Source organism: Bradyrhizobium sp. CCBAU 11434, assembly GCF_028128895.1.
Classification (GTDB): Bacteria; Pseudomonadota; Alphaproteobacteria; order Rhizobiales; family Xanthobacteraceae; genus Bradyrhizobium; species Bradyrhizobium zhengyangense.
The window spans coordinates 196047-220324 of sequence record NZ_LBJX01000095.1 but is presented as its reverse complement, the minus strand read 5'-3'; the positions used below and the strand labels follow the sequence as shown (position 1 = coordinate 220324).

The 24278-nt window shown below is 64.8% G+C and carries 27 protein-coding genes and 1 tRNA gene; 17 read left to right on the top strand and 11 right to left on the bottom strand.

The genetic code is table 11. The features are described from left to right. The first annotated feature begins 137 nt into the window (after nucleotides 1–137). Nucleotides 138–377: a hypothetical protein gene (locus XI06_RS26710; protein ID WP_237861642.1), complete on the top strand. Its 240-nt coding sequence runs from the start codon at nucleotides 138–140 to the stop codon at nucleotides 375–377. Nucleotides 378–549: 172 nt separating this feature from the next. On the opposite strand, the gene XI06_RS26705 is transcribed toward XI06_RS26710, so the two are convergent. After that, entirely contained in the window at nucleotides 550–1020 is a 471-nt protein-coding gene (locus tag XI06_RS26705) for a winged helix-turn-helix transcriptional regulator (RefSeq protein WP_237861644.1), read from the bottom strand. 121 nt (nucleotides 1021–1141) lie between these two features. Here XI06_RS26705 and XI06_RS26700 point away from each other — a divergent pair, with 121 nt between their 5' ends. Together XI06_RS26700 and XI06_RS26695 are read left to right on the top strand one after the other, a co-directional pair. Beyond that, nucleotides 1142–1912, top strand: coding sequence for an SDR family NAD(P)-dependent oxidoreductase (locus tag XI06_RS26700; protein ID WP_237861645.1), 771 nt, complete (start codon nucleotides 1142–1144; stop codon nucleotides 1910–1912). Nucleotides 1913–2089: 177 nt separating this feature from the next. Continuing rightward, complete coding sequence (locus tag XI06_RS26695) at nucleotides 2090–2272, top strand: hypothetical protein (RefSeq protein WP_237861646.1); 183 nt, start codon at nucleotides 2090–2092, stop codon at nucleotides 2270–2272. A 57-nt stretch (nucleotides 2273–2329) separates the two neighbouring features. On the opposite strand, the gene XI06_RS26690 is transcribed toward XI06_RS26695, so the two are convergent. After that, a complete protein-coding gene (locus XI06_RS26690) occupies nucleotides 2330–2938 on the bottom strand; it encodes an FMN-dependent NADH-azoreductase (RefSeq protein ID WP_271606918.1) in 609 nt (202 codons plus the stop codon). 83 nt (nucleotides 2939–3021) lie between these two features. Here XI06_RS26690 and XI06_RS26685 point away from each other — a divergent pair, with 83 nt between their 5' ends. Beyond that, nucleotides 3022–3432 carry a winged helix-turn-helix transcriptional regulator gene (locus tag XI06_RS26685; protein ID WP_271606917.1) on the top strand — a complete coding sequence of 137 codons (411 nt, stop codon included), beginning with the start codon at nucleotides 3022–3024 and terminating at the stop codon, nucleotides 3430–3432. On the opposite strand, the gene dprA is transcribed toward XI06_RS26685, so the two are convergent. Beyond that, nucleotides 3429–4571, bottom strand: a complete 1143-nt coding sequence (gene dprA, locus XI06_RS26680) for a DNA-processing protein DprA (RefSeq protein ID WP_271606916.1) — start codon at nucleotides 4569–4571, stop codon at nucleotides 3429–3431. The genes XI06_RS26685 and dprA overlap by 4 nt on opposite strands. A gap of 90 nt (nucleotides 4572–4661) precedes the next feature. Between dprA and XI06_RS26675 the strand changes: the two genes are divergently transcribed. Then, on the top strand, nucleotides 4662–5906 hold the full coding sequence (locus XI06_RS26675) for an amidase (protein ID WP_271606915.1): 1245 nt from the start codon (nucleotides 4662–4664) through the stop codon (nucleotides 5904–5906). Here XI06_RS26675 and XI06_RS26670 read toward each other — a convergent pair. The 4 genes from XI06_RS26670 to XI06_RS26655 all read right to left on the bottom strand — a co-directional run bounded on the left by XI06_RS26670 (nucleotide 5898) and on the right by XI06_RS26655 (nucleotide 10132). Continuing rightward, nucleotides 5898–7076: a patatin-like phospholipase family protein gene (locus tag XI06_RS26670; RefSeq protein WP_271606914.1), complete on the bottom strand. Its 1179-nt coding sequence runs from the start codon at nucleotides 7074–7076 to the stop codon at nucleotides 5898–5900. The genes XI06_RS26675 and XI06_RS26670 overlap by 9 nt on opposite strands. A gap of 169 nt (nucleotides 7077–7245) precedes the next feature. After that, complete coding sequence (gene plsY / locus XI06_RS26665; RefSeq protein ID WP_237861654.1) at nucleotides 7246–7842, bottom strand: glycerol-3-phosphate 1-O-acyltransferase PlsY; 597 nt, start codon at nucleotides 7840–7842, stop codon at nucleotides 7246–7248. A gap of 35 nt (nucleotides 7843–7877) precedes the next feature. Then, a complete protein-coding gene (locus XI06_RS26660) occupies nucleotides 7878–9179 on the bottom strand; it encodes a dihydroorotase (protein ID WP_237862555.1) in 1302 nt (433 codons plus the stop codon). A 5-nt stretch (nucleotides 9180–9184) separates the two neighbouring features. Beyond that, on the bottom strand, nucleotides 9185–10132 hold the full coding sequence (locus XI06_RS26655; RefSeq protein ID WP_143845774.1) for an aspartate carbamoyltransferase catalytic subunit: 948 nt from the start codon (nucleotides 10130–10132) through the stop codon (nucleotides 9185–9187). A gap of 131 nt (nucleotides 10133–10263) precedes the next feature. Between XI06_RS26655 and XI06_RS26650 the strand changes: the two genes are divergently transcribed. The 3 genes from XI06_RS26650 to XI06_RS26640 are packed head-to-tail and all read left to right on the top strand — an operon-like array spanning nucleotide 10264 to nucleotide 13479. Beyond that, nucleotides 10264–11028, top strand: a complete 765-nt coding sequence (locus XI06_RS26650; RefSeq protein ID WP_271606930.1) for a M15 family metallopeptidase — start codon at nucleotides 10264–10266, stop codon at nucleotides 11026–11028. Between the two features lie 19 nt (nucleotides 11029–11047). Further along, nucleotides 11048–12691, top strand: coding sequence for an acyl-CoA dehydrogenase family protein (locus tag XI06_RS26645; RefSeq protein ID WP_271606913.1), 1644 nt, complete (start codon nucleotides 11048–11050; stop codon nucleotides 12689–12691). 23 nt (nucleotides 12692–12714) lie between these two features. Next, nucleotides 12715–13479, top strand: a complete 765-nt coding sequence (locus tag XI06_RS26640) for a CPBP family intramembrane glutamic endopeptidase (protein WP_271606929.1) — start codon at nucleotides 12715–12717, stop codon at nucleotides 13477–13479. A gap of 99 nt (nucleotides 13480–13578) precedes the next feature. Here the strand turns inward: XI06_RS26640 and XI06_RS26635 are convergent, their stop codons facing one another. Both XI06_RS26635 and ruvX read right to left on the bottom strand, forming a co-directional pair. Then, complete coding sequence (locus tag XI06_RS26635) at nucleotides 13579–14502, bottom strand: AEC family transporter (protein ID WP_237873415.1); 924 nt, start codon at nucleotides 14500–14502, stop codon at nucleotides 13579–13581. Nucleotides 14503–14505: 3 nt separating this feature from the next. After that, entirely contained in the window at nucleotides 14506–14997 is a 492-nt protein-coding gene (gene ruvX, locus XI06_RS26630; RefSeq protein WP_271606912.1) for a Holliday junction resolvase RuvX, read from the bottom strand. Between the two features lie 45 nt (nucleotides 14998–15042). Between ruvX and XI06_RS26625 the strand changes: the two genes are divergently transcribed. Continuing rightward, nucleotides 15043–15258: a hypothetical protein gene (locus XI06_RS26625; RefSeq protein WP_237861660.1), complete on the top strand. Its 216-nt coding sequence runs from the start codon at nucleotides 15043–15045 to the stop codon at nucleotides 15256–15258. Here the strand turns inward: XI06_RS26625 and XI06_RS26620 are convergent. Then, nucleotides 15245–16135 (bottom strand): LysR family transcriptional regulator, encoded by an 891-nt coding sequence (locus XI06_RS26620; RefSeq protein ID WP_271606911.1) that lies wholly within the window; start codon nucleotides 16133–16135, stop codon nucleotides 15245–15247. The genes XI06_RS26625 and XI06_RS26620 overlap by 14 nt on opposite strands. Before the next feature lie 96 nt (nucleotides 16136–16231). Between XI06_RS26620 and XI06_RS26615 the strand changes: the two genes are divergently transcribed. The 8 genes from XI06_RS26615 (at nucleotide 16232) to XI06_RS26580 (ending at nucleotide 23881) form a co-directional block, all read left to right on the top strand. After that, nucleotides 16232–17209, top strand: a complete 978-nt coding sequence (locus XI06_RS26615) for an NAD(P)H-dependent flavin oxidoreductase (protein WP_237861662.1) — start codon at nucleotides 16232–16234, stop codon at nucleotides 17207–17209. 17 nt (nucleotides 17210–17226) lie between these two features. Further along, nucleotides 17227–18303 (top strand): NAD(P)H-dependent flavin oxidoreductase, encoded by a 1077-nt coding sequence (locus XI06_RS26610; protein ID WP_271606910.1) that lies wholly within the window; start codon nucleotides 17227–17229, stop codon nucleotides 18301–18303. Between the two features lie 156 nt (nucleotides 18304–18459). Next, on the top strand, nucleotides 18460–18747 hold the full coding sequence (gene gatC, locus XI06_RS26605; protein WP_271606909.1) for an Asp-tRNA(Asn)/Glu-tRNA(Gln) amidotransferase subunit GatC: 288 nt from the start codon (nucleotides 18460–18462) through the stop codon (nucleotides 18745–18747). A gap of 18 nt (nucleotides 18748–18765) precedes the next feature. Then, a complete protein-coding gene (locus tag XI06_RS26600; protein WP_237861667.1) occupies nucleotides 18766–18978 on the top strand; it encodes a hypothetical protein in 213 nt (70 codons plus the stop codon). After that, nucleotides 18975–20450, top strand: coding sequence for an Asp-tRNA(Asn)/Glu-tRNA(Gln) amidotransferase subunit GatA (gatA, locus tag XI06_RS26595; protein WP_237861669.1), 1476 nt, complete (start codon nucleotides 18975–18977; stop codon nucleotides 20448–20450). The genes XI06_RS26600 and gatA overlap by 4 nt, the downstream gene beginning before the upstream one ends. Further along, entirely contained in the window at nucleotides 20441–20743 is a 303-nt protein-coding gene (locus XI06_RS26590) for a hypothetical protein (RefSeq protein ID WP_271606908.1), read from the top strand. Before gatA ends, XI06_RS26590 begins: the two co-directional genes overlap by 10 nt. Next, the gene (gatB, locus tag XI06_RS26585) at nucleotides 20740–22218 is read left to right on the top strand and encodes an Asp-tRNA(Asn)/Glu-tRNA(Gln) amidotransferase subunit GatB (RefSeq protein ID WP_237861672.1); all 1479 of its coding nucleotides are present in this window, start codon (nucleotides 20740–20742) and stop codon (nucleotides 22216–22218) included. Before XI06_RS26590 ends, gatB begins: the two co-directional genes overlap by 4 nt. A 1396-nt stretch (nucleotides 22219–23614) precedes the next feature. Then, a complete protein-coding gene (locus tag XI06_RS26580; protein ID WP_237861674.1) occupies nucleotides 23615–23881 on the top strand; it encodes a hypothetical protein in 267 nt (88 codons plus the stop codon). Nucleotides 23882–24052: 171 nt separating this feature from the next. Here XI06_RS26580 and XI06_RS26575 read toward each other — a convergent pair. After that, a tRNA-Ser gene (locus tag XI06_RS26575) sits at nucleotides 24053–24145 on the bottom strand. Nucleotides 24146–24278 lie beyond the last annotated feature (133 nt).

Below are 24278 nucleotides of genomic sequence, written 5' to 3'. Positions count from 1 at the left end.
GTCCTGTCAAATCGAAGGGTGTTGAAAGCCCGCGGATTGGGAAAAGTTTCATATCGAGAAAGTTGCAAATTACCACCTTGGAGTTGCGGCCGCTATCGGCGTAATGTCCCCGCGGGGCATGGATTCGGGTGGGGCTGGTGGCAAAGCCAGAGAAGAAGCGGGCGCGCGCCGCGTCGGGCGCACAAGCAGTTTCGCGCAACGAGGAACCGGGCGAGGGCGGGGCTGATGAGGCGGTTGCCTTCATTGCCGAGCAGGTCGCCAGCTTGCGCAAGCTCGCCGAGCGCCACAAGCTGGACGTGCTCCATTATCTCCTGGGCATGACCAAGCTCGAGGCCGACGAGCATTTGCGGCTACGGAGCAAGCGGAAGCTGTCGTGAGGGTGGCTGTCGCTCCACAACATTCGTCATTCCCCGCGAAGGCGGGGAATCCAGTATGCCGCAGCTTATCGGGGAATCACGACCGCCTCTGGACTACTGGATCGCCCGCCTTCGCGGGCGATGACATCGAGTGTTTGGTCACGGCTTTGCCACAGAGCGACTGGTACGATAGTTATCCCGCCGACCGCCGCCGCGGTGCCGGCCGCGGCTTCAGCGTGATGTCGGCGAGGCTGAGCAACCGTCCATCCTCGGCGTGCAGCTCGAGCTTCTTCACCGGACGGCCTTTGGCACGATCGATCATGATGGTGTCGATCTCCTCGGGCGCATCGTCGAACTCTTCGCTCCATTGCCGGAGCGCGACCAGGATTGGGAACAGGCCGCGTCCCTTCGGCGTCAGCAGATAATCCTGATAGGCGCTGCCGTCGGAGGCGGGGGCTGTTTCCAGAATTCCGTGGTCGACCATTGATCGCAGCCGCGCGGACAGGATGTTCTTGGCCACGCCCAGCTTGCTCTGAAACTCGCCGAAGCGACGCAAGCCGAGCATCGCATCGCGGATGATTATGAGTGACCACCAATCGCCGATCACCTCCAGCGATCGCGCGATCGGGCAGCCATCGCCCTCAAAGCTCGTTCGTTTCACCATCGTCCTGGTCCTATCGCGTTCGCACGATGTTGGGGCGGATCACGCGGATGTGTGGTTGCATCATAAAACCATTCGGCCTAGATGGCAACATAGTTTCATTATGCAACCACTGGAGGCGAACATGAGGCTGACGAATAAGACGGCACTGATCACCGGCGGCAATAGCGGCATTGGCCTGGCAACGGCAAAGCTGTTCGTGGCCGAGGGCGCGAAGGTGACCATCACAGGGCGCAACAAGGAAACGTTGGAGGCGGCCGCAAGGGAACTCGGCCCGAACGCGATCGCGCTCGCTGCGGATGCGACCGACATCGCCGCGACCGAAGCTGCGATCAAGAAGGGCACCGACAAGTTCGGCAAGCTCGACATCTTGTTTGTAAATGCCGGCATCCCCGGCGGCACACCGCTCGGCTCGACGACGCGTGAGATGTTCGAGAAGGTGATCAGCACCAATCTCACCGGCGTGTTCTTCACGGTGCAATCGGCGCTGCCTTATCTCAACGACAACGCCTCGATCATCCTCAATGGATCGGTGATCTCAGTGCTCGGCAATCCCGGCTACTCCGCTTATGGCGCGGCGAAGGCGGGTGTGCGGGCGATGGCGCGGATCATGGCCTCGGAACTCTCGCCGCGCGGCATCCGCGTGAATGTCGTTGCGCCGGGTGCGATCCGCACGCCGATCTGGGGCGCCGCGATTGCAACGCCCGACGCGGAGAAGGCGTTCGAGAAGCGCATCGGGCTCGCGACGCCGCTCGGCCGCATTGGTGAACCCGATCACATCTCGAAGACGGTGCTGTTCCTCGCCTCCGACGATGCCGGGCACATTCAGGGACAGGAGATCTTCGTCGACGGCGGCGCGGTGGCCTCGCCGAGCGGTGCGCCGATCTATCGCTGATGATCAAGTGAAGTGAAAATTGAATCGGCTGGTGCGCCGAAAATGGTTGCGCCGGCCGGTTCCCGCGTCTTGCGAGATGTATTTTCTGAACCTTGCGTGATGCGTTGAACCTTCGCGTGCGCTGCCAAGACCTTTCTACGGGCAGGGGGTCATAAGACCCATTAAAGGGAGCCCGTTATGCCGAAAGCAGCACGCATTTTTGCTCCGATTTCAGACCCGCGTATTTACACTGAACGTTCCGCAGTTCCCGCCAGGCACTCCGACATGTCGGAATTCATTGGGGTTGCCATATTCTCGGGCATCGGCTTGCTCATGTCGCTCGTTGCCGTGATCCTCGGCGTGCAGGGCGCCTGGTTTTAGCTTTGTCGATCTTTCAGCCGCCGCCGGGATCCGGCAGCGGCTGTCGTCGGCGCAGCCTTACGCCGCTCGCAAGGAGGTGGCCGCCTGGAGCGCGCCGGCCAACGCTTTCTCGCGATGGTCGGGGCCAACCTGGATTCCGTCAGCGACGATGAATTCGGGGTTGGTGATGCCCATGAACGCGAACACGCCGCGCAGATAGCTTTCGAGATGTTCGAGTGAGGCTGCCGGAGTGCCCGGACCGTAGTAGCCGCCACGCGAGATCGCCACGATCACGCGCTTGCCGCCGGCAAGGCCCTGCGGGCCGTTGGCGTCATATTTGAAGGTCTTCCCCGCCACCAGCACGCGATCGATCCAGGCCTTGAGCTGGCTTGGAATCGTAAAATTGTACATGGGCGCGCCGATCACGACGACGTCGGCCGCGAGGAACTCGTCCAGCACGGCCGCACTCGCCGCGAGGTCGGGTCCGAGTTCCGCCGGCGCCGGCGCGCCCTGGGCGGCCGCCAGATGCGATCCGGAGAGATGCGCGAGCGGGGTCTGGGTCAGGTCACGGTAGACGAGGTCGAGCGAGGGCGTCGCCTGTCTGAGCCGGTCGACGATGGCGGCAGAAACCTGCCTGGAGACGGAGTGGGGGCCGAGGACGCTGGAGTCGATATGGAGGAGTTTCATTGGGGTCACCCATGGTATAGATTTGTAACCCGCACTACATGAGTGACTGTCAAAACTCCCGCAAGAACGCACTTTTTTGAGCCATGGGCACATCTTTGGAACCGACACACATCGATTTTCCTGCCGAGCGGAGGCCGGATCCCAACCATTCCGACTGCCGCAGCGTCGCTTCGATCCTCGCGCGCGTCGGGGACAAATGGAGTGTGTTCGTCATCATGATGCTCAGCGACGGACCGAAGCGCTTCAATGAGCTCAAGCGCATGATCAACGGCATCTCGCAGCGGATGCTGACCTTGACGCTGCGCGGGCTGGAGCGCGACGGCCTCGTCACGCGCACGATCTTCCCGACCATTCCGCCGCGCGTCGACTACGAGCTGACCGATCTCGGTCGCGGATTGCAGCAGCCGGTGAAGGCACTGGGCGAGTGGGCGATGACCCACCAGGACCAGATCGCGGCGGCAAGAACGCGGTTTGACGGGCGGAACGGCGGCTAGAGCAGCGACACAAGTCCGCCGCCGTGGCGCTCGAGCCGGCCGGCGAGCTCGAGCTCCAGCAGCACCATGCGCACGATCGCGGGCGAGGCGCCGGACATCCGCACGAGATCGTCGATCGAGATGGGGGCGGGGCCGAGCAGGCCGGTGATCTGGTCGCGGTCATGTCCTTGCGGATCGCTCTCGAACGGTTCGCCGTCGGGCTCGCTCGCAGGACTCATCAACGGCCGCTCCATGATCGGCTGAACCGCGTTGATGATGTCGGACGCTCCCGTGACGAGCGTTGCGCCCTGCTTGATCAGATCGTTGGTGCCGGCGGCGCGCGGATCGAGCGGCGAGCCGGGGACCGCGAACACCTCGCGGCCCTGTTCGGCGGCCATGCGCGCGGTGATCAGCGAGCCCGAGCGGTGCGCGGCTTCCACCACGACCACGCCGAGCGATGCGCCCGAGATCAGCCGGTTGCGGCGGGGGAAGTCGCGGGCGCGCGGCTCATGGCCGAGCGGCATTTCGGAGATCGCTGCGCCCGCGTGATCGAGGATCGCGCTGAGCAGATCGCCATGCTCGGGTGGATAGATGCAGTCGTGGCCGCCGGCGAGCACCGCGATGGTGCCGCACTCGACGCTGGCGCGATGCGCCGCCTGGTCGACGCCGCGGGCAAGGCCGGAGATGACGATGAAGCCGGCTTCGCCGAGCTCGCGCGCGAGTTGACCGGCGAATTTCAGGCCGGCGCCGGAGGCATTGCGCGAGCCGACGATCGCGATCATCGGACGCATCAGCGTTGCGACGTCGCCGCGTACGGCGAGCAATGGCGGGGCATCGTCGAGCGTCGCGAGCCGCGCCGGATATCCGTCCTCGCCCGCTGCGAGCCAGGCGATGCCGAACTTGCGGCTCGCGGCGAGCTCGGCCTTCGCTTCATCCACGCTGCAGATGCGGCCGGATCGCTGTGCGCCGCCTCGGCGCGCCAGATCCGGCAGCCGCTCCAGCGCCGCACGCGCCGTGCCGAAATGTTCGACCAGTGACCGGAAGGTACGTGGCCCGACATTGTCCGTGCGGATCAGCCGCAGGCGGTCAATCCGCTCTTGTTCGGTCAGCTCGCTGCTCGGATTGATGGCGTCCACGGTGTCTCCTTGTAGAGGCAGCATGGAACAACCTGAAGGCGTGAGCAAGCGTGGCATGCGCTTGCGCGGCCTTGTCGCAATGCTAAAAGCGATGCCAATAAGAAGGGTATTGCCATGATTTCACTTGCCGATCTCCAGCGCCGCATTGAAGCTGGCGAGCTTTCGCCCGATGCGGCGATCGCCCAGTCGCATGCGGCGATCGAGGCCAGGGAGAAGGACGTTCGCGCCTTCGTTCGTCACGACAAATCGGCGAAAGCGCAGGCCTCCGGACCGCTGCGCGGTATCGCGGTCGGCATCAAGGACATCATCGACACCGCCGATATGCCGACCGAGATGGGCTCGGAGATCTATCGAGGCTGGCAGCCGCGCGCGGATGCGGCTGTGGTGATGATGCTGAAGCGGGCGGGTGCCACCATCATCGGCAAGACCACGACCACGGCGTTCGCCTCGCGCGATCCGACGCCGACCCTCAATCCGCACAATCCCGGCCACACGCCGGGAGGTTCGTCCTCGGGATCGGCGGCCGCGGTCGGCGCCGGCATGATCCCGCTGGCGCTGGGCACCCAGACCGGGGGCTCGGTGATCCGGCCTGCCGCCTATTGCGGAGCTGCTGCGATCAAGCCGTCGTTCCGGATGCTGCCGACGGTCGGTGTGAAATGCTATTCGTGGGCGCTCGACACGGTCGGCCTGTTCGGATCGCGCGCGGAAGATCTCGCGCGCGGACTTTTGGGAATGACCGGCCGCACCGAGTTCTCCGGCATCGTCGCGGCGAAGTCGCCGCGCATCGGCGTGGTCAGGCAGGAGTTTGCCGACGCCGTCGAGCCGGCGGCAGAGGAGGGCTTGCTGGCCGCGATCAAGGCGGCCGAGAAGGCGGGGGCCAGCGTGCAGATCGTCGATCTGCCTGAAGCGGTCAAGGAAGCCTGGCGCATCCATCCCATCATCCAGGATTTTGAGGCGCATCGCGCGCTCGCCTGGGAGTTTGACCAGCACCATGACGAGATCGCGCCGCTGCTGCGCGCCAGCCTCGATGAGACCGTCGGACTGACACCGAAGCAGTACGACGACGCGCGCCGCATCGCCCGCCGCGGCCGTCGCGAGATGGCTGAACTGTTCGAGGGTTTCGACGTGCTGCTCACTTATTCCGCGCCGGGCACGGCGCCGGCCAAGGAGCTCGCATCGACCGGTTCGCCTCGCTACAATCGGCTGTGGACTCTGATGGGCAATCCTTGCGTCAACGTGCCGGTGATGAAGGTCTGCGGCCTGCCTGTTGGCGTGCAGGTGATCGCGCGCTTTGGCAACGATCCCGGCGCACTCGCGGCGGCGTGGTTTTTGGAGAACGCGCTGGCGAAATCAGGCTAGCGCCGGCTCGGCCACGGGCAAAGCGCGTCGGGCTTCAGTGCCTGTCGTGCCTTGCCTGAGCCAGCGCTCAGCGGCCTCGCGGCCGCTTCTGTGCAAAGCGCGAATGAAGCCGCGGCCGAGATCGGCGGATGAGCGCTGCGCGAGCCCGTCAACGGAGTCTTCGGCCGCGATCCTTGAGAACCGCAGCGTTGGCGCCGCGTGCGCCTGCGCCCATTCGATCGCGGCGATCTCGGCCTTGAGCGCGGCGTTGGCCGCGATCTGGTCGAGACGGCGATCGATCGCGGCGAGCGTGATGGGCACGTAAGCATCGCGCGTCGGCGTGACCTGAACGAGGAGCAAGTCGGCGGTCGTCGATTGCTGCGCCAGCTTGATCAGCGGCGGATTGCCGCCGAAGCCCCCATCCCAATAGGCCTCGCCGTCGATCTCGACCGCGCAGTGCACCAGCGGCGGGCAGGTCGAGGCCAGCGCGACATCGGCGGTGATGACGTCATTGCCGAAAATCTGCAGCTCGCCGTCGCGGATTCGCGTCGCCGCGATCAGCAGCTTCGGGCATTTCGCGTCGCGCAAGGCAGCAAAATTGATGTCGCGCGAGAGCGTCTGGCGCAGCGGGTCGAGATCGAACGGATCGAACTGGCCGGAGCGCAGCGTCGGGCCGAAGGCGACGGAGCTTCCCGCCGGCGAGAAGCCGCCGACCAGCATCAGCGAGCGGAACGAGGCCTCGTGCATCAGCCGGGTCCAGAACCGGTTCAGACGATTGCGGGCACCTTCGCGGCCGCCTTCGGCAAGGCCGCAGCCGAGCAGCAGCGCGTTGATGGCGCCGGCGCTGGCGCCGCTGATGGTGTCGAATTCAACGGACGGCTCTTCCAGCAGCCGCTCCAGCACGCCCCAGGTGAAGGCGGCAAAGGTGCCGCCGCCTTGGAGCGCCAACGAGAGTTTTCGCGGTGGCCATTGGTTCGCACGCGTTCGCACGGGTGCGGGCCTCGGTGCCACCTCGACCGTTACAGGGGCTTGCGCGATGCGAGCAGGCTGCGGCGGCGGAACGGGAGCTGGCTCTGGGGCCGGAGGCGGCGAGGGCGCATCCGACCAGACGTTGGTCAGCGAGAGCAGGCGGCTTGCCGCAGTGCCCTGCGAGCCACCACCATCATGCGTGCCGTCAATCTTCTCGCTCATTCTGAGCTACCGCGTAACGCCATGTCCACTGTCAGGATGACAGGCATGGAACCTGACCGCCACTAGCTCCCGCGAGTCGGATGAAAGTTGCGAACAGGATTTGGCATATAATGCGGAAGCCCTGTGGCGGTATCCGTACTTTTTCCGGTCTCGGATTCGAAAGCGGGACTTAAGCCTTCTCGCCGATGCGGCCTTCTTTTCCTGATTGCAGCCGCTTGATGTTCTCGCGATGCATGTAGAACAGCAGCAGCGTCAGCACGGCGGACAGCGAGGCCAGGGCAAGGTGGCCGAACCACCACAGGAACAGCGGCGTGATGAACGCCGCCACCAGCGCCGAGAGCGAGGAGTAGCGGGTGGTGAAGGCGGTCGCCAGCCAGATCACGCAGAACACCAGCGCTGCCGGCCAGAACAGGCCGAGCAGGATGCCGATATAGACGGCGACGCCCTTGCCGCCCTTGAACTTGAGCCAGACCGGGAAGAGGTGGCCGAGGAAGGCGCCGAGTCCCGCCAGCATCGCGGCATTGGGGCCGGCGAGATAGCCCGAAATCACCACCGCCGCGGTGCCCTTGAGCGCGTCGAGCAGCAGGGTTGCCGCGGCGAGGCCCTTGCGGCCGGTGCGCAGCACGTTGGTGGCGCCGATATTGCCGGAGCCGATCGAGCGCAGATCCTGCGTGCCGGCGAGCTTGGTCAGCACCAGCCCGAATGGAATCGAGCCGAGGAGGTAGCCGATGACGAAGGCCACCGGCAGGAATGCATCAAGCCCCATGGCGGCCTCTCCATGGCTGACATAACCAGCGCCCATTAGACATGCTCGTAAACCGTTCGTCCGCCGACGATGGTCCTGATGGCGCGGCCTGTAAAGCGCGCTTCGTCGAACGGGGTGTTCTTGCAGGGTGATTTGAGGTCGGCGGGATCGACCACCCAGGGGACATCAGGGTCGATCACCACGACATCGGCCGGGCTGCCCACGCGCAGGGTTCCGCCTGCTAGACCCAGCAATTCGGCCGGCCGTGTCGACATCGCCCGGATCAGCGTCTTGAGGTCGAGCTCGTCATTGTGCACCAGCCGCAGGCCCGCCGGCAGCATGGTCTCGAGCCCGATGGCGCCGGGAGCGGCTTCCGCGAAGGGCAGACGCTTGACCTCGACGTCCTGCGGATTGTGATCGGACATGATGACGTCGACGAGGCCGGAGGCCACCGCCTCGACCAGCGCGCGGCGATCGTCCTCGCTGCGCAGCGGCGGCGACAATTTCAGGAAGGACCGGTAGGGCCCGATGTCATTCTCGTTCAGCGCAAGATGATTGATCGAGACCGAGGCGCTGACGGCAAGGCCGGCGTCGCGGGCGCGCTTCAGGATCTCGAGCGAGTCGACGCAGGACAGCGAGGCCGCGTGATAGCGGCCGCCGGTGAGCGCGACGAGGCGCATGTCGCGCTCCAGCATCACGGCCTCCGCGGCGTTCGGGATGCCCATCAGGCCGAGCCGGCTCGCGAACTCGCCTTCGTTCATCACGCCTTCGCCGACGAGGTCGGGGTCCTCGGTGTGATGCACGATCAGCGCGTCGAAATCGCGGGCGTAGGTCAGCGCGCGCCGCATCACCTGCGAATTGGTCACGCTGCGGTCGCCATCGCTGAAGGCAATCGCGCCGGCGGCCTTGAGCAGGCCGAACTCGGTCATCTCCTCGCCGCGCATGCCTTTGGTCAGCGCGGCCATCGGCTGGATGTTGACGATCGCGGTGTCGCGTGCGCGGCGCATCACGAAGTCGACGGTCGCCGAGTTGTCGATGACCGGCGACGTTTCGGGCTGGCAGATGATGGTGGTGATACCGCCGGTCGCGGCCGCCTGGCTCGCCGACGCAAAGGTTTCGCGATGGCTGAAGCCGGGCTCGCCGACAAAGGCGCGCATGTCGATCAGGCCGGGGGCCACGATCTTGCCGGAGCAGTTGACGACGTCGGTACCTTCCGGGACGCCGGCAGCACCAATGCCGCGGCGGGTCTCGCGGATGATGCCGTCGGCAATCAGGACGTCGCCGGGGCCGTCGAAATCCCTCGAGGGGTCGACGACGCGGGCGTTGGCGAGCAGGATCGGGCGGCGGTCGGTCAGCATGGGCATCACGCGTTCGGAAGGTTACGGGCGAGCGCTTCCAGCACCGCCATGCGCACGGCAACCCCCATCTCCACCTGTTCGCGGATCAGGGACTGCGCGCCGTCGGCAACCGCGGTGTCGATCTCGACGCCGCGGTTCATGGGACCCGGATGCATCACCAGCGCGTCGGGCTTGGCGTAGGCGAGCTTCTTCTGGTCGAGCCCAAAATAGTGGAAATATTCCGAGGTCGACGGCACGAAGGAGCCGTTCATGCGCTCGCGCTGCAGCCGCAGCATCATGACGATGTCAGCGCCGTTGAGGCCCTCGCGCATGTCGCGCGCGACTTCGACGCCCATGCGCTCGATGCCGGGCGGCAGCAGCGTGGAGGGGCCGACGACGCGGACGCGGGCGCCCATTGTGTTGAGCAGGATGATGTTGGAGCGGGCGACGCGCGAATGCAGCACGTCGCCGCAGATCGCGACGACGAGGCCCTCGATCCGGCCCTTGTTGCGGCGGATGGTGAGCGCGTCGAGCAGCGCCTGGGTCGGATGCTCATGCGCGCCGTCGCCGGCATTGATCACGGAACCGTCAACCTTGCGCGCCAGCAGTTCCACCGCGCCGGAGGCGTGATGGCGCACCACCAGGATATCAGGGTGCATGGCGTTCAGCGTCATTGCAGTGTCGACCAGCGTCTCGCCCTTCTTGATGGACGAGGAGGACACCGACATGTTCATGACGTCGGCGCCGAGGCGCTTGCCTGCGAGCTCGAACGAGGATTGGGTCCGGGTGGAGGCCTCGAAGAAGAGGTTCACCTGCGTCCGTCCACGCAGGACGGTGCGCTTCTTGTCAACCTGGCGGTTGAGCTCGACATATTCTTCGGACAGGTCGAGAAGGCCGGTAATGTCGGCCGCGGAAAGGCCCTCGATGCCCAGCAAATGCCGGTGGCCGAGGACGAAGGTCGATTTCGATGTCATTAAAGCGAGAGCTATAGGCGCGGATGGCGGGGGGAGCAAGGGCCAATGCCGGGGCGGGGAGTTATCCCCTGATCTGTCTGACTTCTCGCCGCAAAAAGGGCTTGGATGGCCGGGACAAGCCCGACCAGGCGATGCAGGGGCATTCCGTGAAATCAATTCGAATTGCAATTGTACTGATCGCGACCGTTTCCGCAGCCCACGCCCAGTCACTCCCCGGCGGCTTCGTCTATCTGCGCGATATCGATCCCACGATCATCCAGGACATCCGCTACGCCACGCCGAACAATTTCGTCGGCCGTCCGCTCGCCGGCTACGGCGCCGGTGAGTGCGTGGTGAAGCGGGACGTGGGCTTGCGGCTGAAAGCGGTCCAGCAGGAACTGGCTGCGCAGAACCTGTCGGTGAAAATGTTCGACTGCTACCGGCCGGCGCGCGCCTCGCTCGACATGGTGAGATGGTCGCAGAACGGCCATGAGAGCGCGGCAGATCGACGCTATAACCCGCGGATCGCCAAGACCGAGCTGTTTCGTCTCGGCTATATCGCAAGCCGCTCGCAGCATTCCACGGGCGCGGCGCTCGACCTCACGCTGGTCGATCTGAAGGCCGACAATTCGGCCAGGATTGATCCCGCAAAATCCTACGCCGATTGCACGGCGCCGGTCGCGGCGCGGCTGCCGGAAGGCAGCGTCGACATGGGCACCGGCTATGATTGCACCGATGAGAAAGGGCATACCGCAGCACCGTCGATCTCGCCCGATCAGCGCGCCTGGCGCAAGCGACTGGTGGCTGCGATGGCGAGGCAAGGCTTTGTGAACTATTCGAAGGAGTGGTGGCATTTTTCCCTGCCGGGGGCGGGCGGGGCGGCCTATGATTTCCCGATCCAGCCGCGGCGGAACTGATTCCGGTCCGAGACCCGTCATGACCCAGCCTGTATTCGCGACCCACGAGGTCTTCAACCAGTCGCCACCCTTTGAGGATGTCGACCTGTTTGCCGTGGACCGTCCGCTGGTCGAGGCCGTGAAGGCCAATGGTGGCGCCGCAGCGGAACGGGAGCTGTCGGAGTTCGGCAAGCATTGGGGCTCGGCGGCGATGGCCGATCGCGGGCGCGTCGCGAACGAGAACACGCCGAAGCTCCGCACCTTCGATGCCAAGGGCAATCGCCGCGACCAGGTCGAGTTTCACCCTGGCTATCACGAGCTGATGGCGCACAGCGCGCACGCGGGCCTGCACAATTCGACATGGACCGCGGATGGGAAGCCTGTGGGCGACGCCGCGGAAGTCATACGTGCGGCAAAATTCTACATGGCCGCGCAAGTCGAGACCGGCCATCTCTGCCCGATCACGATGACGCGCGCCTCGGTCGCCGCGCTGGCGATGCAGCCGGACCTGCTCGGCAAGGTGATGCCGGTGCTGTCGACCAAAAGCTACGATCCGAGCTTTGCGCCGTGGTGGGACAAGCGCGGCATGACACTCGGCATGGGCATGACCGAGAAGCAGGGCGGCACCGACGTGCGCGCCAACATGACGCGCGCGGTGCGCGATGGGAATGCTTATCGCGTCACCGGCCACAAATGGTTCATGTCGGCACCGATGTGCGATGCGTTCCTGGTGCTGGCACAGGCCGAGCAGGGACTGACCTGCTTCTTCATGCCGCGCTTTGCGCCTGATGGCTCAGTCAATGCGATCCAGTTCCAGCGGCTGAAGGACAAGCTCGGCAATCGTTCGAACGCGTCGTCCGAGGTCGAGTTTGTCGGCGCCTATGCCGAACGTGTCGGCGAGGAGGGCAAGGGCATCCGCACCATCATCCAGATGGTGCAGCTGACGCGGCAGGATTGCGCGATTGCCTCTAGCGGCCTGATGCGCTCAGGCCTCGCCCATGCGTTGCATCACGCCCGTCACCGCAGCGTGTTCCAGAAGCATCTCGCCGATCAGCCCTTGATGCAGGCCGTCCTCTCCGACATGGCGCTGCATGTGGAGGCTAGCATAGCGCTGGTGATGCGGCTTTGCCGCGCTTTCGACCGCGCGCCGCATAATGCGGCGGAGGCCGCCTATATGCGGCTGTTGACGCCCGCGATCAAATACTGGACCTGCAAGAGTGCGCCGCCATTCCTTTACGAGGCGATGGAGTGCCTCGGCGGCAACGGCTATGTCGAGGACGGCATTCTGGCGCGCCATTACCGGGAGTCGCCGGTCAATGCGATCTGGGAAGGTTCGGGCAATGTGATGTGCCTCGACGTACTCCGCGCGCTCTCGCGCGAGCCGGAGGCGGCGATGGCCGTGCTGCAAACGCTGGCGGCCGAGACGAAAGGCCTGCCCGGGGCAGGCGAGGTCGTCGCCTTCATCGGCAAAACCTTCCGCCGCGCCGATGGCGAGCGCGTTGCGCGGCTGGCGGTCGAGAAGCTGGCGCTGCTGGCTGCGGCCGCTGCGCTCAACGACATGTCGCCTCACAACGCTGAATTGTTCGCCACCACCCGCCTCGCCACCAATCACGCCAGCATGTATGGCGCAGTCGAGCTCGAGGGTGGCGACGTGCGCGCGCTGCTCGGGCGGGCGCTGCCGTGAGCCTGCCAGACGAAAGCCTCCTGATGGATTCCCTCAATCCCGATCATCCGCCGCCGACCGAGACGCCTGCGCCGCCGCGCGTCTGGAAGTTCTGGGGCACGGCGTTGTGGGGCTTTTTGCTCCTTGTCGCGATGTTCGTCGGGCAGATCGGCGCGGTCGTGTTGCTCGTGGTGGGGCGCGGTCTGTCTCTCAACCTCGCATCGATGCAGCTCGTCGGCGCTGAGCCTCAAGCGCTCGCCCTGTCGGTCATCATGGGGCTGCCCGCGACGCTTCTCGTTGCGTGGCTCGCCATTCGTATCAGGAAGGCCTCCTTCGTCGATTATCTCGCGCTGCATTGGCCGTCATGGCGGCAAATCGTGCTTGGCGCGGTCGGTCTCATCCTGATCGTGCTCGCCTGGGAAGTTGTCTCCCGCTCGCTGGGCCGCGAGGCGACGCCCGGCTTCATGACCGATCTCCTCAAATCGGGGCGCGACAAGGGCGGCGCGCTGCTGCTCCTGCTGGCGTTCAGCCTGGCCGCGCCGATGTCGGAGGAGGTGCTCGCGCGCGGCTTCCTCTATCGCGGCTGGTCGGAAACCTTTCTGCGTGTGCCCGGCGCGATCGTGCTGTCGTCGCTGGTGTGGACGGTGGTGCACATCCAGTACGATCTCTACTTCCTTGCCGAGGTTTTCTCGATCGGCCTGTGGTTCGGCTATATGCGCTATCGCGCGGGCTCGTTGTGGCTCACCATCGTGCTGCATGGGCTGAACAACATGACCGCGGTGGTGCTGACGACATGGTTGGGAAGCTAGCCGAGCGCTCGCCCCACGTTCCGTCATTGCGGGCCACCGGGTCCGCGCGAAGCGCGGCCCGATGACGAGGCGTGAGAGGTGCGCTTGCGCCGACGAACTCTACGCCACCAGCGCGATCGCGATCGGCATCGTGATCGCCGCCAGGATCGTCTGCAGCGTGATGATCTGGGCCAACAGCGGCGCATCGCCACCCATTTGGCGGGCCAGCACATAGGCGCTCGGCGAGGTCGGCACCGCCGCGCAGATCGCGACGATCGCGAGGTTGGTGCCTGACAGTCCGAACCAGATGGCGAGCGCCAGTGCGAGCACCGGCATCAGGGCCAGCTTGAACGCCACGCCGATCGACGCGCCCAGGCTCGGACGGAGCAGACCCTTGAGCTGAAGGCCGGCGCCGGTGACGAGCAGGCCAATGGCGAGCGAGGAGCGGCCGAGCGCGTCAGCGACCTCGTGCCAGATCTTTGGCAGCGGCAGATGGACGACATTGATGCCCATGCCGATGATGCAGGCCCAGATCAGGGGATTGCGGATCACGGTCATGGCGATCGCGCGCGCGGATTGCTTCTCGGGCGATGCGTAATGCGCGAGCACGGCGACGCTGAACACGTTCACAAGGGGGATGATCGCGACCATGGCGACAGAGGCCAGCGCCAGGCCGACGTCGCCGTACAGATTGGCAGAAACGGACAGCGCCACATAGGTCTGCCAGCGCGTCGCGCCCTGGAAGATCGAGGTGAAAGCGGGACCGTCGATGTCGAGCCGCGACAGGGCCGGGCGCAGCGCAAGGCAGAGCAGCGACATCGCGAGTGCCGCCAGCAGCAGCGCGCCGCCGACGCCGGCGACCGGCACTTTTGAGAGATCGGCCTTCACCAGCGTCTGGATCAGCAGCATCGGGAACAGCACGAAATAGGTCAGCCGTTCCAGCCCGTGCCATTGCGTGTCGAGCCGCATCAGGCTGTGCCGGAGCACCACGCCGATCACGATGAGAATGAAGACCGGCAGCAGTGCCGCGATCACGACGACCATGGATCAGCCAGCCCCTGGGCTGGCGCGCAGATTGGCGAGCCGGTCGAGCGCGCCTTGCAGGATGAAGATCGCGGCGTGCTCGTCGATCACCTCGGCGCGCTTGGCGCGGCTGACGTCCATGCCGATCAATTCGCGCTCGACGGCCGCGGTTGACAGACGCTCGTCCCAGAGACCAATGGGGAGCGGGGTCAGATTGGCCAGATTGCGGGCGAAAGCGCGAGTCGATTGCGCGCGCGGCCCCTCGCTGCCGTCCATGTTGATGGGAAGACCGAGCACGATGCCGACCACCTTGCGTTCGGTTGCAATGGCGAGGAGGCGGGCAGCATCGTGCTTGAATTGCTTGCGTTGAATGGTCTCGACACCGGTCGCGAGGCGGCGGTCCGGATTGGACACGGCGACACCAATGGTCTTGGTGCCGAGATCGAGGCCGATCAACCCGCCGCGTTCGGGCCAGTGGGTTGCAGCATCGATGAGAGGCAGGATAAGAGCCGGCATGGTTTAGCGCATATCACGCGGCGTGCTGCGGAGTGAACCGGGAACATGGATGCGCTGACATTATTCGGTCTGTTTGCGGTGACGGCGATGCTGGTCACTTACGCCTTCGAGGACCGCAGTCCCTGGTTCGTGCTGTTGTTCGCGGCCTCCTGTGCCCTCGGTTCGGCCTACGGCTTCCTGCAAGGGGCTTGGCCGTTCGGCCTGGTTGAGGCGATCTGGGCCGTGGTGGCATTGCGGAGGTGGTCCATCAGGCCGCGATGATTTCGTCGTCCTTGGTCAGGCAGGATACAAAGCCTTCGAGCGCGCTGGTTTGATGGCCGGCGCGCCGCTGGATGAACAGTGTCTCGACGCGCCCGTGCGAGGGGCTCAGCGCGTGCATCGTCACGCTGCCGGTCATCGCGCTGCGCTCGACCACCGCGCGGGGCAGCAACGTGACGCCCATATCGGCAGCGACGCAGCCGATCATGCCATCCAGCGTGCCGAGCTCGAAGCGCGCGGCCGAAGGCCAGCCGAATTCGACGAAGATCTGTTCGAGGCGCTGGCGATAGGTGCAGCCGGTGCGGAACACCAGGGCGGTCGGGCCCGACTCGGGCGTGCCTGCGCGCAACTCGGCAAGCGAGGCCCAGCGCCGCGCGCTGACCAGCACCAGCTCTTCCCGGAATGCGTTTGTCACGGAGAGGTCGTCATGCGCGATGGGGCCGGCGACGAAGGCGCCATCGAGCGTGCCTTCGAGCACACCGGCGACGAGATCGGCGGTCGTTGACGTGCGCAGGCTGAGGCGTACTGCCGGGAAGCGACGGTGGAAGTCGGCGAGCAGCGGCGGCAATCGCACTGCCGCGGTCGTCTCCATCGAGCCGATCGAAAGCGGTCCCTTCGGCTCGCCATCGTCGCGCGCCGCGAGCAGGGCTTCGCGCGACAGCGCGGCCATCCGATGCGCGTAGGGGAGGAGGCGCTTGCCGGCGCCGGTCAGCGCCATGCCGCGGCTGTGGCGCTCGAACAATGGCGTGCCGATCTCGGCCTCCAGGGCCTTGATGCGCTGGGTGACGTTGGATTGCACCGTGTTGAGCTCTTCGGCGGCGCGGGTGATGCCGCCGGTGCGGGCGACTGCGGCAAAGGTCTGGATGTCGCTCAGTTCCATGGTATCGTTTCGCTTTTGTGATGGCAGCATTCGCAACAATTCATTTTTCGAGAATGCTAGTTGGGCCTAGTCTTCCTGTCCAGAGTGGGAGACCCCATGCCGATCGCCACGCCGTTGACGGAGCTTCTCGGGATCAAGCATCCGATCCTGTCGGCGCCCATGGATACGATCGCGGGCAGCCGGCTAACCCGTGCCGTGAGCGAGGCGGGTGGCTTCGGCATTCTGGGTGGCGGCTACGGTGACCGCGCCCGGCTTCAGTCCGAGGCCGCGGAGCTGAAGGGCTTTGCACCGTTCGGGATCGGCTTCATCACATGGAGCCTGGCAAAGCAGCCCGAGCTTCTCGACATTGCGCTCGAAGCGCACCCTCAAGCCGTCATGCTGTCGTTCGGCGATCCCGCGCCGTTCGCGCCGCGGATCAAAGTGAGTGGGGCGCGCTTGATCTGCCAGGTGCAGAACGAGGACATGGCGAAGCAGGCGCTCGATTCCGGCGCGGAGATTTTGGTCGCGCAGGGGACCGAGGCAGGCGGCCATGGCGCCTCGCGCACGACGGTCGATATCGTGCCTGCGATCGTCGATCTCGCGGCCGGGCGCATCCCAGTCGTTGCGGCCGGCGGCATTGCCGATGGTCGGGGGCTCGCAGCGATGATGATGTTAGGCGCATCCGGCGTGCTGGTCGGCACGCGTTTCTATGCGAGCGTCGAGGCCAATGGTGCCGACGCAGCCAAGGAACGCATTCGCGCGGCCGACGGCAACGGCACCGTGCGCGGCGTCGTCCCCGATTGGTCGCGAAAACTGTTCTGGCCGACGCCGTTCACTGCGCGCACGCTGGTCAACAACCATATCAAGACCTGGACCGGCCGTGAGATCGAGCTGCTGCAGCGCGCGGACGAGATTGCCAAGGACTATGCCGCGGCAAAAATGGCGGGCGATTTCGAAATTGCGGCCGTCTTTGCCGGAGAAGCGGTCGGCCTGATCCATGATATTCCACCGGCGGCCGAGATCGTGGAACGGATTGCGTCCGAGGCCGAGCAGTTGCTGGACGGCCGGCGCAATTCCATCGCGTCGCTCGCCTGAACCAAGAGAGAACAACCATGTGGCCTGACCGTCGACTGATCGATCTGTTCAAGACCGAATTCCCGATCGTGCTGGCGCCGATGGCCGGCGTGATGGATGCGGAGCTGGTGATCGCCGTGGCCGAGGGCGGCGGACTTGGCTCATTGCCGAGCGCAATGCTGTCGCCGGAGAAGGCGCGCGAGCAGGTCAACGTCATTCGCCAGCGCGTGAAGGCGCCGGTGAACATGAACTTCTTCTGCCACACGCCGATCGAGCTCACGGCGGAGGCTGAGGCGCGCTGGAAGCAGCGGCTCACTGGTTACTACACCGAGCATGGTCTCGATCCGGCGGCGCCCATCAATGCGGCCAACCGGGCGCCATTCGATGCCGCCTTCTGCGAGGTCGTCGAGGAGCTGAAGCCGGAGGTCGTCAGCTTCCATTTCGGCCTGCCGGAGCAGCCGCTGCTCAAGCGCGTCAAGGCGGCGGGCTGTCTCGTCATCTCGTCCGCCACGACCGTGCAGGAAGCGGTCTGGCTCGAGCAGCATGGCGCTGATGCCGTCATCGCACAGGGCGCCGAAGCGGGCGGCCATCGCGGCATGTTCCTGACCGAGAAGATAGCGGAGCAGCCCGGCACCTTTGCGCTGGTGCCGCAGGTCGCCGATGCCGTGAAGGTGCCTGTCATCGCCGCGGGTGGCATCGCGGACGGACGCGGCATCGCCGCGGCCTTCGCACTTGGCGCCTCCGGTGTGCAGATCGGCAGCGCCTATTTGCGCTGCCCGGAGTCCAAGGTCAGCGCGGGCGGCCGCAAGGCACTCGCCGAGGCGCGGGACGATTCCACCGTCATCACCAATGTGATGACCGGCCGCCCGGCGCGCGGTGTCCAAAACCGCCTGATGCGCGAGGCGGGCCCGATCTCGCCGGACGCGCCGCCGTTTCCCCATGCCGCGACGGCCCTGGCGCCGCTCAAGGCTGCTGCCGAGAAGCAGGGCAAGGTGGACTTTACCAATCTGTGGGCCGGGCAAGCCGTCGCCCTGGGCCGTGAGGTCCCTGCGGCCGAATTGACCCGGGATTTTGCCAAATCGGCGCTGGCCCGCATGAAAGCGCTGGCCGGCTAGGGCGCGATATGATCATCGCGCTTTAGGTTATTGTTTGCGCATGATCTTTCGGAAAACCGCTGCGCACTTTTCCGGATCATGCGCCCGCGCCGGTTGCGGCGCAAAACCGGCCTCTGCTATACGGCACATAGGTTTTGCCGTGAGAGGCCTTATATAATGTCCGTCGACGCCGCTACCGTCCGCCGCATCGCGCATCTAGCGCGCATTGCGGTTGCTGAGGACGAGGTTCCGCATCTGCAAGGCGAGCTCAACGCCATGCTCGCCTTTGTCGAGCAGCTCTCGGAGGTCAATGTCGAGGGTGTGGAGCCGATGACCTCGGTGACCTCGATGCAGATGAAGAAGCGGCAGGACGTGGTCACCGACGGCGAGATCGCCGACGATATCGTTGCCAATGCGCCGGCGACCGAAGGTCACTTCTTCCTGGTGCCCAAGGTCGTCGAATAATTCCCAGGACGCCTCCCGATGTGCATGCTTTGCGACGATGAGAAGGCCTATCAGGCCTACATGAACTACCTCGACAAGATGGAGCGGCAGGGCAAGGCTGCCGATCCCAATGTCGCCGTCAATGCCGTGCTCGACGAGCTCCAGGCCGCCGCGAATGTGGCCGAAAAAAAAGACGACCCGGCCAACGACAAGACCCTGTCTCCGTTCTTCTGCAGCCCGATCAATAAATGACCGATTTGACATCGCTGACGCTCGCCGAGGCCCGCAAGGGTCTCGCCGACAAGACTTTCACGTCACTCGAGCTGACTGACGCGCATCTTTCCGCGATCGAGAAGGCGCGCCTGCTCAACGCCTTCGTTCTGGAGACGCCCGACCAGGCGCGCAGCATGGCACGGGAGGCCGACGCCAAGCTCGCCAAGGGCGAGGCTGGCCCGCTCGCCGGCATTCCGCTCGGCATCAAGGACCTGTTCGCGACCAAGGGCGTGCGCACGACGGCCTGCTCGAAGATCCTCGGCAATTTCGTGCCGACCTATGAGTCCACGGTGACCTCGCAGCTCTGGCGCGACGGCGCCGTGATGCTCGGCAAGCTCAACAATGACGAGTTCGCGATGGGCTCGGCCAACGAGACCTCGTGCTTCGGTCCCGTCGGCAATCCCTGGCGGCGTGAGGGAAGCAATACGACGCTGGTGCCGGGCGGCTCATCCGGTGGCTCTGCGTCGGCTGTCGCCGCGCTGCTCTGCATGGGCGCGACCGCGACCGACACCGGCGGCTCGATCCGCCAGCCGGCGGCGTTCACCGCGACCGTCGGCATCAAGCCGACCTATGGCCGCTGCTCGCGCTGGGGCATCGTCGCCTTCGCGTCCTCGCTCGACCAGGCAGGCCCGATTGCGCGCAGCGTGCGAGACAGCGCAATGCTGCTGCGTTCGATGGCCGGTCATGACCCGAAGGACACCACCTCGGTCGACATCGCGGTGCCTGATTACGAGGCCGCGATCGGCAAGTCGGTGAAGGGCATGAAGATCGGCATCCCCAAGGAGTATCGTCTCGACGGCATGCCGGCCGAGATCGAGAAGCTGTGGAGCGAGGGCGCGGCCTGGTTGAAGGCGGCCGGCGCCGAGCTGGTCGAGGTGTCGCTGCCGCACACGAAGTACGCGCTGCCGGCTTACTACATCGTGGCTCCCGCGGAGGCGTCCTCGAACCTCGCACGCTATGACGGCGTCCGCTACGGCTTGCGCGAGCAGGGCAAGAGCATCACCGAGCTTTACGAGAATACCCGCGCTAGCGGCTTTGGTGCCGAGGTGCGCCGCCGCGTCATGATCGGCACCTATGTGCTCTCGGCCGGCTATTACGACGCTTATTATCTGCGGGCCCAGAAGGTGCGCACGCTGATCAAGAAGGACTTTGAGGATTGCTTCGCCAAGGGCGTGGACGCGATCCTGACGCCCGCGACCCCGTCGGCCGCCTTCGGCATCGGCGAGAAGGGCGGCGCCGACCCTGTCGAGATGTATCTCAACGACATCTTCACGGTGACCGTGAACATGGCGGGCCTGCCGGGCATCGCGGTCCCATCAGGCAAGGACGCGCAGGGCCTGCCGCTCGGGCTTCAGTTGATCGGCCGCCCGTTCGACGAGGAGACGCTGTTCTCGCTCGGCGAGGTGATCGAGCAGGCCGCCGGCCGCTTCACGCCCGCGAGGTGGTGGTGAATGTCGCCGATTTCATCGCGAGCCTCGACGGCGCGGCACCCGCGCCTGAGCTGAACGCGCCGCTCAGAGGTCTCTGGTGGGCTGCGAGAGGCGACTGGGACCAGGCGCACAAGATCGTCCAGGACGATCAGGGTCGCGACGCCGCCTGGGTGCACGCCTATCTGCACCGCGTCGAAGGTGACCTCGGCAATGCCGGCTACTGGTATCGCCAGGCTGGCCAGCCGGTCGCAATGGATTCATTGGAAGCGGAGTGGCAGCGGATCGCTGCCACGCTGCTCGGGAGCAAGACATGAGCACGGCCACGCACAAGCTTCTCAAGGGCGCCACCGGTGACTGGGAGGTGGTCATCGGCATGGAGATCCATGCCCAGGTGACATCGAACTCAAAGCTGTTCTCGGGCGCCTCGACCGCGTTCGGTGGTGAGCCGAATACGCAGGTGTCGTTGGTCGACGCCGCGATGCCGGGCATGCTCCCCGTCATCAACGAGGAATGCGTCAGGCAGGCTGTCCGGACCGGGCTTGGGCTGAACGCGAAGATCAATCTTCGCTCGGTGTTCGACCGCAAGAACTATTTCTATCCCGATCTGCCGCAGGGCTATCAGATCAGCCAATACAAGTCGCCGATCGTCGGCGAGGGTGAGGTGCTGCTCGAGCTCGAGGGCGGCAAGACCGCCACCGTCGGCATCGAGCGGCTGCATTTGGAGCAGGACCCGGCGAAAATGCTGCACGACAAGTTGCCGTCGCAGTCATTGATCGATCTCAATCGCTGCGGCGTCGCGCTGATGGAAATTGTCTCCAAGCCTGATATCCGCGATGCCGAGCAGGCCAAGGCCTATGTCACCAAGCTGCGCTCGATCCTGCGCTATCTCGGCACCTGCGACGGCGACATGGAGAAGGGGTCTCTGCGCGCTGACGTCAACGTCTCCGTGCGCAAGCCGGGCGCGCCGCTTGGCACCCGCTGCGAGATCAAGAACCTGAACTCGATCAACTTCATCGGTCAGGCGATCGAGTATGAGGCGCGGCGCCAGATCGAGATCATCGAGGACGGCGGCAAGATCGACCAGGAGACGCGCCTGTTCGACGCCAACAAGGGCGAAACGCGCGCGCTGCGCTCCAAGGAGGAGGCACACGACTACCGCTACTTCCCCGATCCGGATCTGTTGCCGCTGGAGTTCAGTCAGAGCTTCGTCGACGAGCTGAAGGCGAAGCTGCCGGAGCTGCCGGACCAGAAGAAGGCGCGCTTTGTCGCAGACTTCGGCCTGTCGGCCTATGATGCGAGCGTGCTGGTGGCCGAGCGCGAGAGCGCGATGTTCTACGAGACGGTGCTCGACAGGCTCGCCAACCGCGTTCGCGACGCCAAGATGGCGGCGAACTGGGTGATCAACGAGCTGTTCGGCCGTCTCAACAAGGAAGGCCGGGATATTACGGGCTCTCCAGTGTCATCCGAGCAGCTCGCGGCGATCATCGACCTGATCGGCGAGGGCACGATCAGCGGCAAGATCGCCAAGGATCTTTTCGAGATCGTCTGGCAGGAGGGCGGAGACCCGCGCGCGCTGGTCGAAAGCCGCGGCATGAAGCAGGTGACGGATCTTTCGGCGATCGAAAAGGTTGTCGACGACATCATCGCAGCCAATCCCGACAAGGCCGCGCAGGTGAAGGACAAGCCGCAGTCGCTCGGCTGGTTCGTCGGCCAGGTGATGAAGTCATCAGGCGGCAAGGCCAACCCGCAGGCGGTCAACGAGCTGCTGAAGTCCAAGCTCGGCGTCTGATCTCGCGCGATCGGACGAGGTGGCGACATGCTTCGTCACCTCGCGATGCGACGCACGCACGCGTCATCGACGGCAAGCATCATCCCATTCGAGCGCGCAGCTCCACCGAATCGCAGTCCGCGCGATTCGCTCAGAACGGCGACTTGCACACGCTCAGACGAGCGCTTCCGCCGTTAAGCATGAAAATAATTTCGTTGCCAAAAAACGCGACTCAGAGTCCGCGACTCTGCCTTGCGAGGCAATCGTGCGCGTTGTCGCGCGCTTCATCGCATCGATCGCGCGCGATGTGCGCGCGCAGAATCTTACTTGCTGCATAGTGTTTTCTTGCAATCGCAGTGCTCGACAACGTCGATGCTGCGCGACGCATTTGCAATCGTAGACGCGTGTTGCCGCTGATCGGCAAATCAAGCGCGGCTGGCGCACGGGCGCTGCGTCGTCAACACTTCCTTAAGTGAGAAGATGTTTTTTTCGTCGTGTTGGTGTATTCGGAATGGGTGTGCACTCGATCCCCGAATGCATGCAGCGATTAAAGCCATCTCACACATCGGAGGGCAACATGGCCAAGAAAGCGAAGAAGGCGAAGAAGGCGAAGAGCGCAGTGAAGAAGACTGCGAAGAAGACCCGCAAGGTCGCGAAGAAGAAGAAGTAACTTCGACTTCTGAAGTTGCCGGCTCCTAGCAGCCGGCACGTCATCAGCGCCTCCTAGAGGTTCTGGTCGACGATAGAGGGTGTCGGCGAGACATCAGGTCAACGGTCGGATCGTTCGACTTTACGGTCCGGCAGAAGAAACAGAGTTTTCTTCGTTCGGTGCGGGTCTCCTTCAAAAGAGCTCCGCAATTCCACAAGCGGCCTTCGGGCCCATTTGGAATCTGGTCCTGACGTGTTCGCCGACGCCCTCGTTCCCTGAGGCCGGGGTATTGCCGGCAATCCCTTTCCCGACATTGTTGACCTGACCGCGGTGCCGTCGCTTTGCGTGGCTGGCCGTCGAGGCTTGGCCCGCCGGCATGATTGCGAGCGGGCCTTGGTGCGAGGCGGCCTTTCCCGCGCGTCGCCTCCCCACAGGATGTAACCACCGTACTGATGTCTCCGTGCGCGATGGTTATCGATGTCCGAAAATCACAGGGTAAACGTATCCTAAGGAATCGCAGAAGTGCCTGCGAATCGGGGACTTCTTGAAGTTCCCGCGCGCCGGGCGCGGCCCCGCGTTTACGTCTGCTTCATCGCGATACTTAAACTGCCATTCAAATTTGCCCGCCATCATCCCCTTCAACAAGCCGGCAAACGGCAATGGGGATGAGTTGAACAACGCGCGGTCCAGAAGGATCACGCTGATCAGAGTGGGACGGGAGCCGCGCTCGGGGGATTCGAGGCGGCCATAAGAAAAAGGGGATGCGTTATGTTTCAGGGTACTTTCGATCTCGATACGGCGACGCCAATCGATGCAAGCGCGCTGTCGGACGTTCTGTTCGAGCGCGGAATCTACTGGGCGAGCGGTCGCGCGGGCCTGGTCGACCTCGTTGCCGCGCATAAATGGTTCAACCTCGCCGCCCTGAAGGGCCGCAAGGACGCCGTGGCGCTGCGCCAGGAAGTGGCCGGCCAGATGTCGGAAGCCGAGATCTCGGCCGCGCAGCGCGACGCAAGGGCCTGGGTGTCCGCCCATTGAGCCATCTCCGTCCTAGGGAACGGGGACGGCGCCGTTGACCTTGTTTCTGACGGCGAGGCGGAACGAGACCGCCCGTTCGCGCTCCATCAGCGGAGCGCTAGCCCGAGACGCGCGAGACACCTGCCGCTGGCTTTCAGCGGTACGATCAGGTCGCGGGTCATTTGAATTGGGTGGCGGAGAGAGAGGGATTCGAACCCTCGATACAGCTTGAGACCGTATGACGCTTTAGCAAAGCGTTGCCTTCAGCCACTCGGCCACCTCTCCGGTGCGAGCCTTATGCATCTATTTGCTTGGGCTGGTCAATTTCGAAGCGCGTGTTTGGGCCCGAATTTTCCCAGCGATTTTTGCAACCCATGCATCTGAAGCGCCGCCGTGCCCGTTCCTGCTCCAAAGGGAG

What these genes read in the sequence shown, in the direction of transcription:
- XI06_RS26705 (WP_237861644.1), bottom strand. Translation starts at nt 1,020, where the DNA reads ATGGTGAAACGAACGAGCTTTGAGGGCGATGGCTGCCCGATCGCGCGA.
- XI06_RS26700 (WP_237861645.1), top strand. Translation starts at nt 1,142, where the DNA reads ATGAGGCTGACGAATAAGACGGCACTGATCACCGGCGGCAATAGCGGC.
- XI06_RS26695 (WP_237861646.1), top strand. Translation starts at nt 2,090, where the DNA reads ATGCCGAAAGCAGCACGCATTTTTGCTCCGATTTCAGACCCGCGTATT.
- XI06_RS26690 (WP_271606918.1), bottom strand. Translation starts at nt 2,938, where the DNA reads ATGAAACTCCTCCATATCGACTCCAGCGTCCTCGGCCCCCACTCCGTC.
- XI06_RS26685 (WP_271606917.1), top strand. Translation starts at nt 3,022, where the DNA reads ATGGGCACATCTTTGGAACCGACACACATCGATTTTCCTGCCGAGCGG.
- dprA (WP_271606916.1), bottom strand. Translation starts at nt 4,571, where the DNA reads ATGCTGCCTCTACAAGGAGACACCGTGGACGCCATCAATCCGAGCAGC.
- XI06_RS26675 (WP_271606915.1), top strand. Translation starts at nt 4,662, where the DNA reads ATGATTTCACTTGCCGATCTCCAGCGCCGCATTGAAGCTGGCGAGCTT.
- XI06_RS26670 (WP_271606914.1), bottom strand. Translation starts at nt 7,076, where the DNA reads ATGAGCGAGAAGATTGACGGCACGCATGATGGTGGTGGCTCGCAGGGC.
- plsY (WP_237861654.1), bottom strand. Translation starts at nt 7,842, where the DNA reads ATGGGGCTTGATGCATTCCTGCCGGTGGCCTTCGTCATCGGCTACCTC.
- XI06_RS26660 (WP_237862555.1), bottom strand. Translation starts at nt 9,179, where the DNA reads ATGCTGACCGACCGCCGCCCGATCCTGCTCGCCAACGCCCGCGTCGTC.
- XI06_RS26655 (WP_143845774.1), bottom strand. Translation starts at nt 10,132, where the DNA reads ATGACATCGAAATCGACCTTCGTCCTCGGCCACCGGCATTTGCTGGGC.
- XI06_RS26650 (WP_271606930.1), top strand. Translation starts at nt 10,264, where the DNA reads ATGCAGGGGCATTCCGTGAAATCAATTCGAATTGCAATTGTACTGATC.
- XI06_RS26645 (WP_271606913.1), top strand. Translation starts at nt 11,048, where the DNA reads ATGACCCAGCCTGTATTCGCGACCCACGAGGTCTTCAACCAGTCGCCA.
- XI06_RS26640 (WP_271606929.1), top strand. Translation starts at nt 12,715, where the DNA reads ATGGATTCCCTCAATCCCGATCATCCGCCGCCGACCGAGACGCCTGCG.
- XI06_RS26635 (WP_237873415.1), bottom strand. Translation starts at nt 14,502, where the DNA reads ATGGTCGTCGTGATCGCGGCACTGCTGCCGGTCTTCATTCTCATCGTG.
- ruvX (WP_271606912.1), bottom strand. Translation starts at nt 14,997, where the DNA reads ATGCCGGCTCTTATCCTGCCTCTCATCGATGCTGCAACCCACTGGCCC.
- XI06_RS26625 (WP_237861660.1), top strand. Translation starts at nt 15,043, where the DNA reads ATGGATGCGCTGACATTATTCGGTCTGTTTGCGGTGACGGCGATGCTG.
- XI06_RS26620 (WP_271606911.1), bottom strand. Translation starts at nt 16,135, where the DNA reads ATGGAACTGAGCGACATCCAGACCTTTGCCGCAGTCGCCCGCACCGGC.
- XI06_RS26615 (WP_237861662.1), top strand. Translation starts at nt 16,232, where the DNA reads ATGCCGATCGCCACGCCGTTGACGGAGCTTCTCGGGATCAAGCATCCG.
- XI06_RS26610 (WP_271606910.1), top strand. Translation starts at nt 17,227, where the DNA reads ATGTGGCCTGACCGTCGACTGATCGATCTGTTCAAGACCGAATTCCCG.
- gatC (WP_271606909.1), top strand. Translation starts at nt 18,460, where the DNA reads ATGTCCGTCGACGCCGCTACCGTCCGCCGCATCGCGCATCTAGCGCGC.
- XI06_RS26600 (WP_237861667.1), top strand. Translation starts at nt 18,766, where the DNA reads ATGTGCATGCTTTGCGACGATGAGAAGGCCTATCAGGCCTACATGAAC.
- gatA (WP_237861669.1), top strand. Translation starts at nt 18,975, where the DNA reads ATGACCGATTTGACATCGCTGACGCTCGCCGAGGCCCGCAAGGGTCTC.
- gatB (WP_237861672.1), top strand. Translation starts at nt 20,740, where the DNA reads ATGAGCACGGCCACGCACAAGCTTCTCAAGGGCGCCACCGGTGACTGG.
- XI06_RS26580 (WP_237861674.1), top strand. Translation starts at nt 23,615, where the DNA reads ATGTTTCAGGGTACTTTCGATCTCGATACGGCGACGCCAATCGATGCA.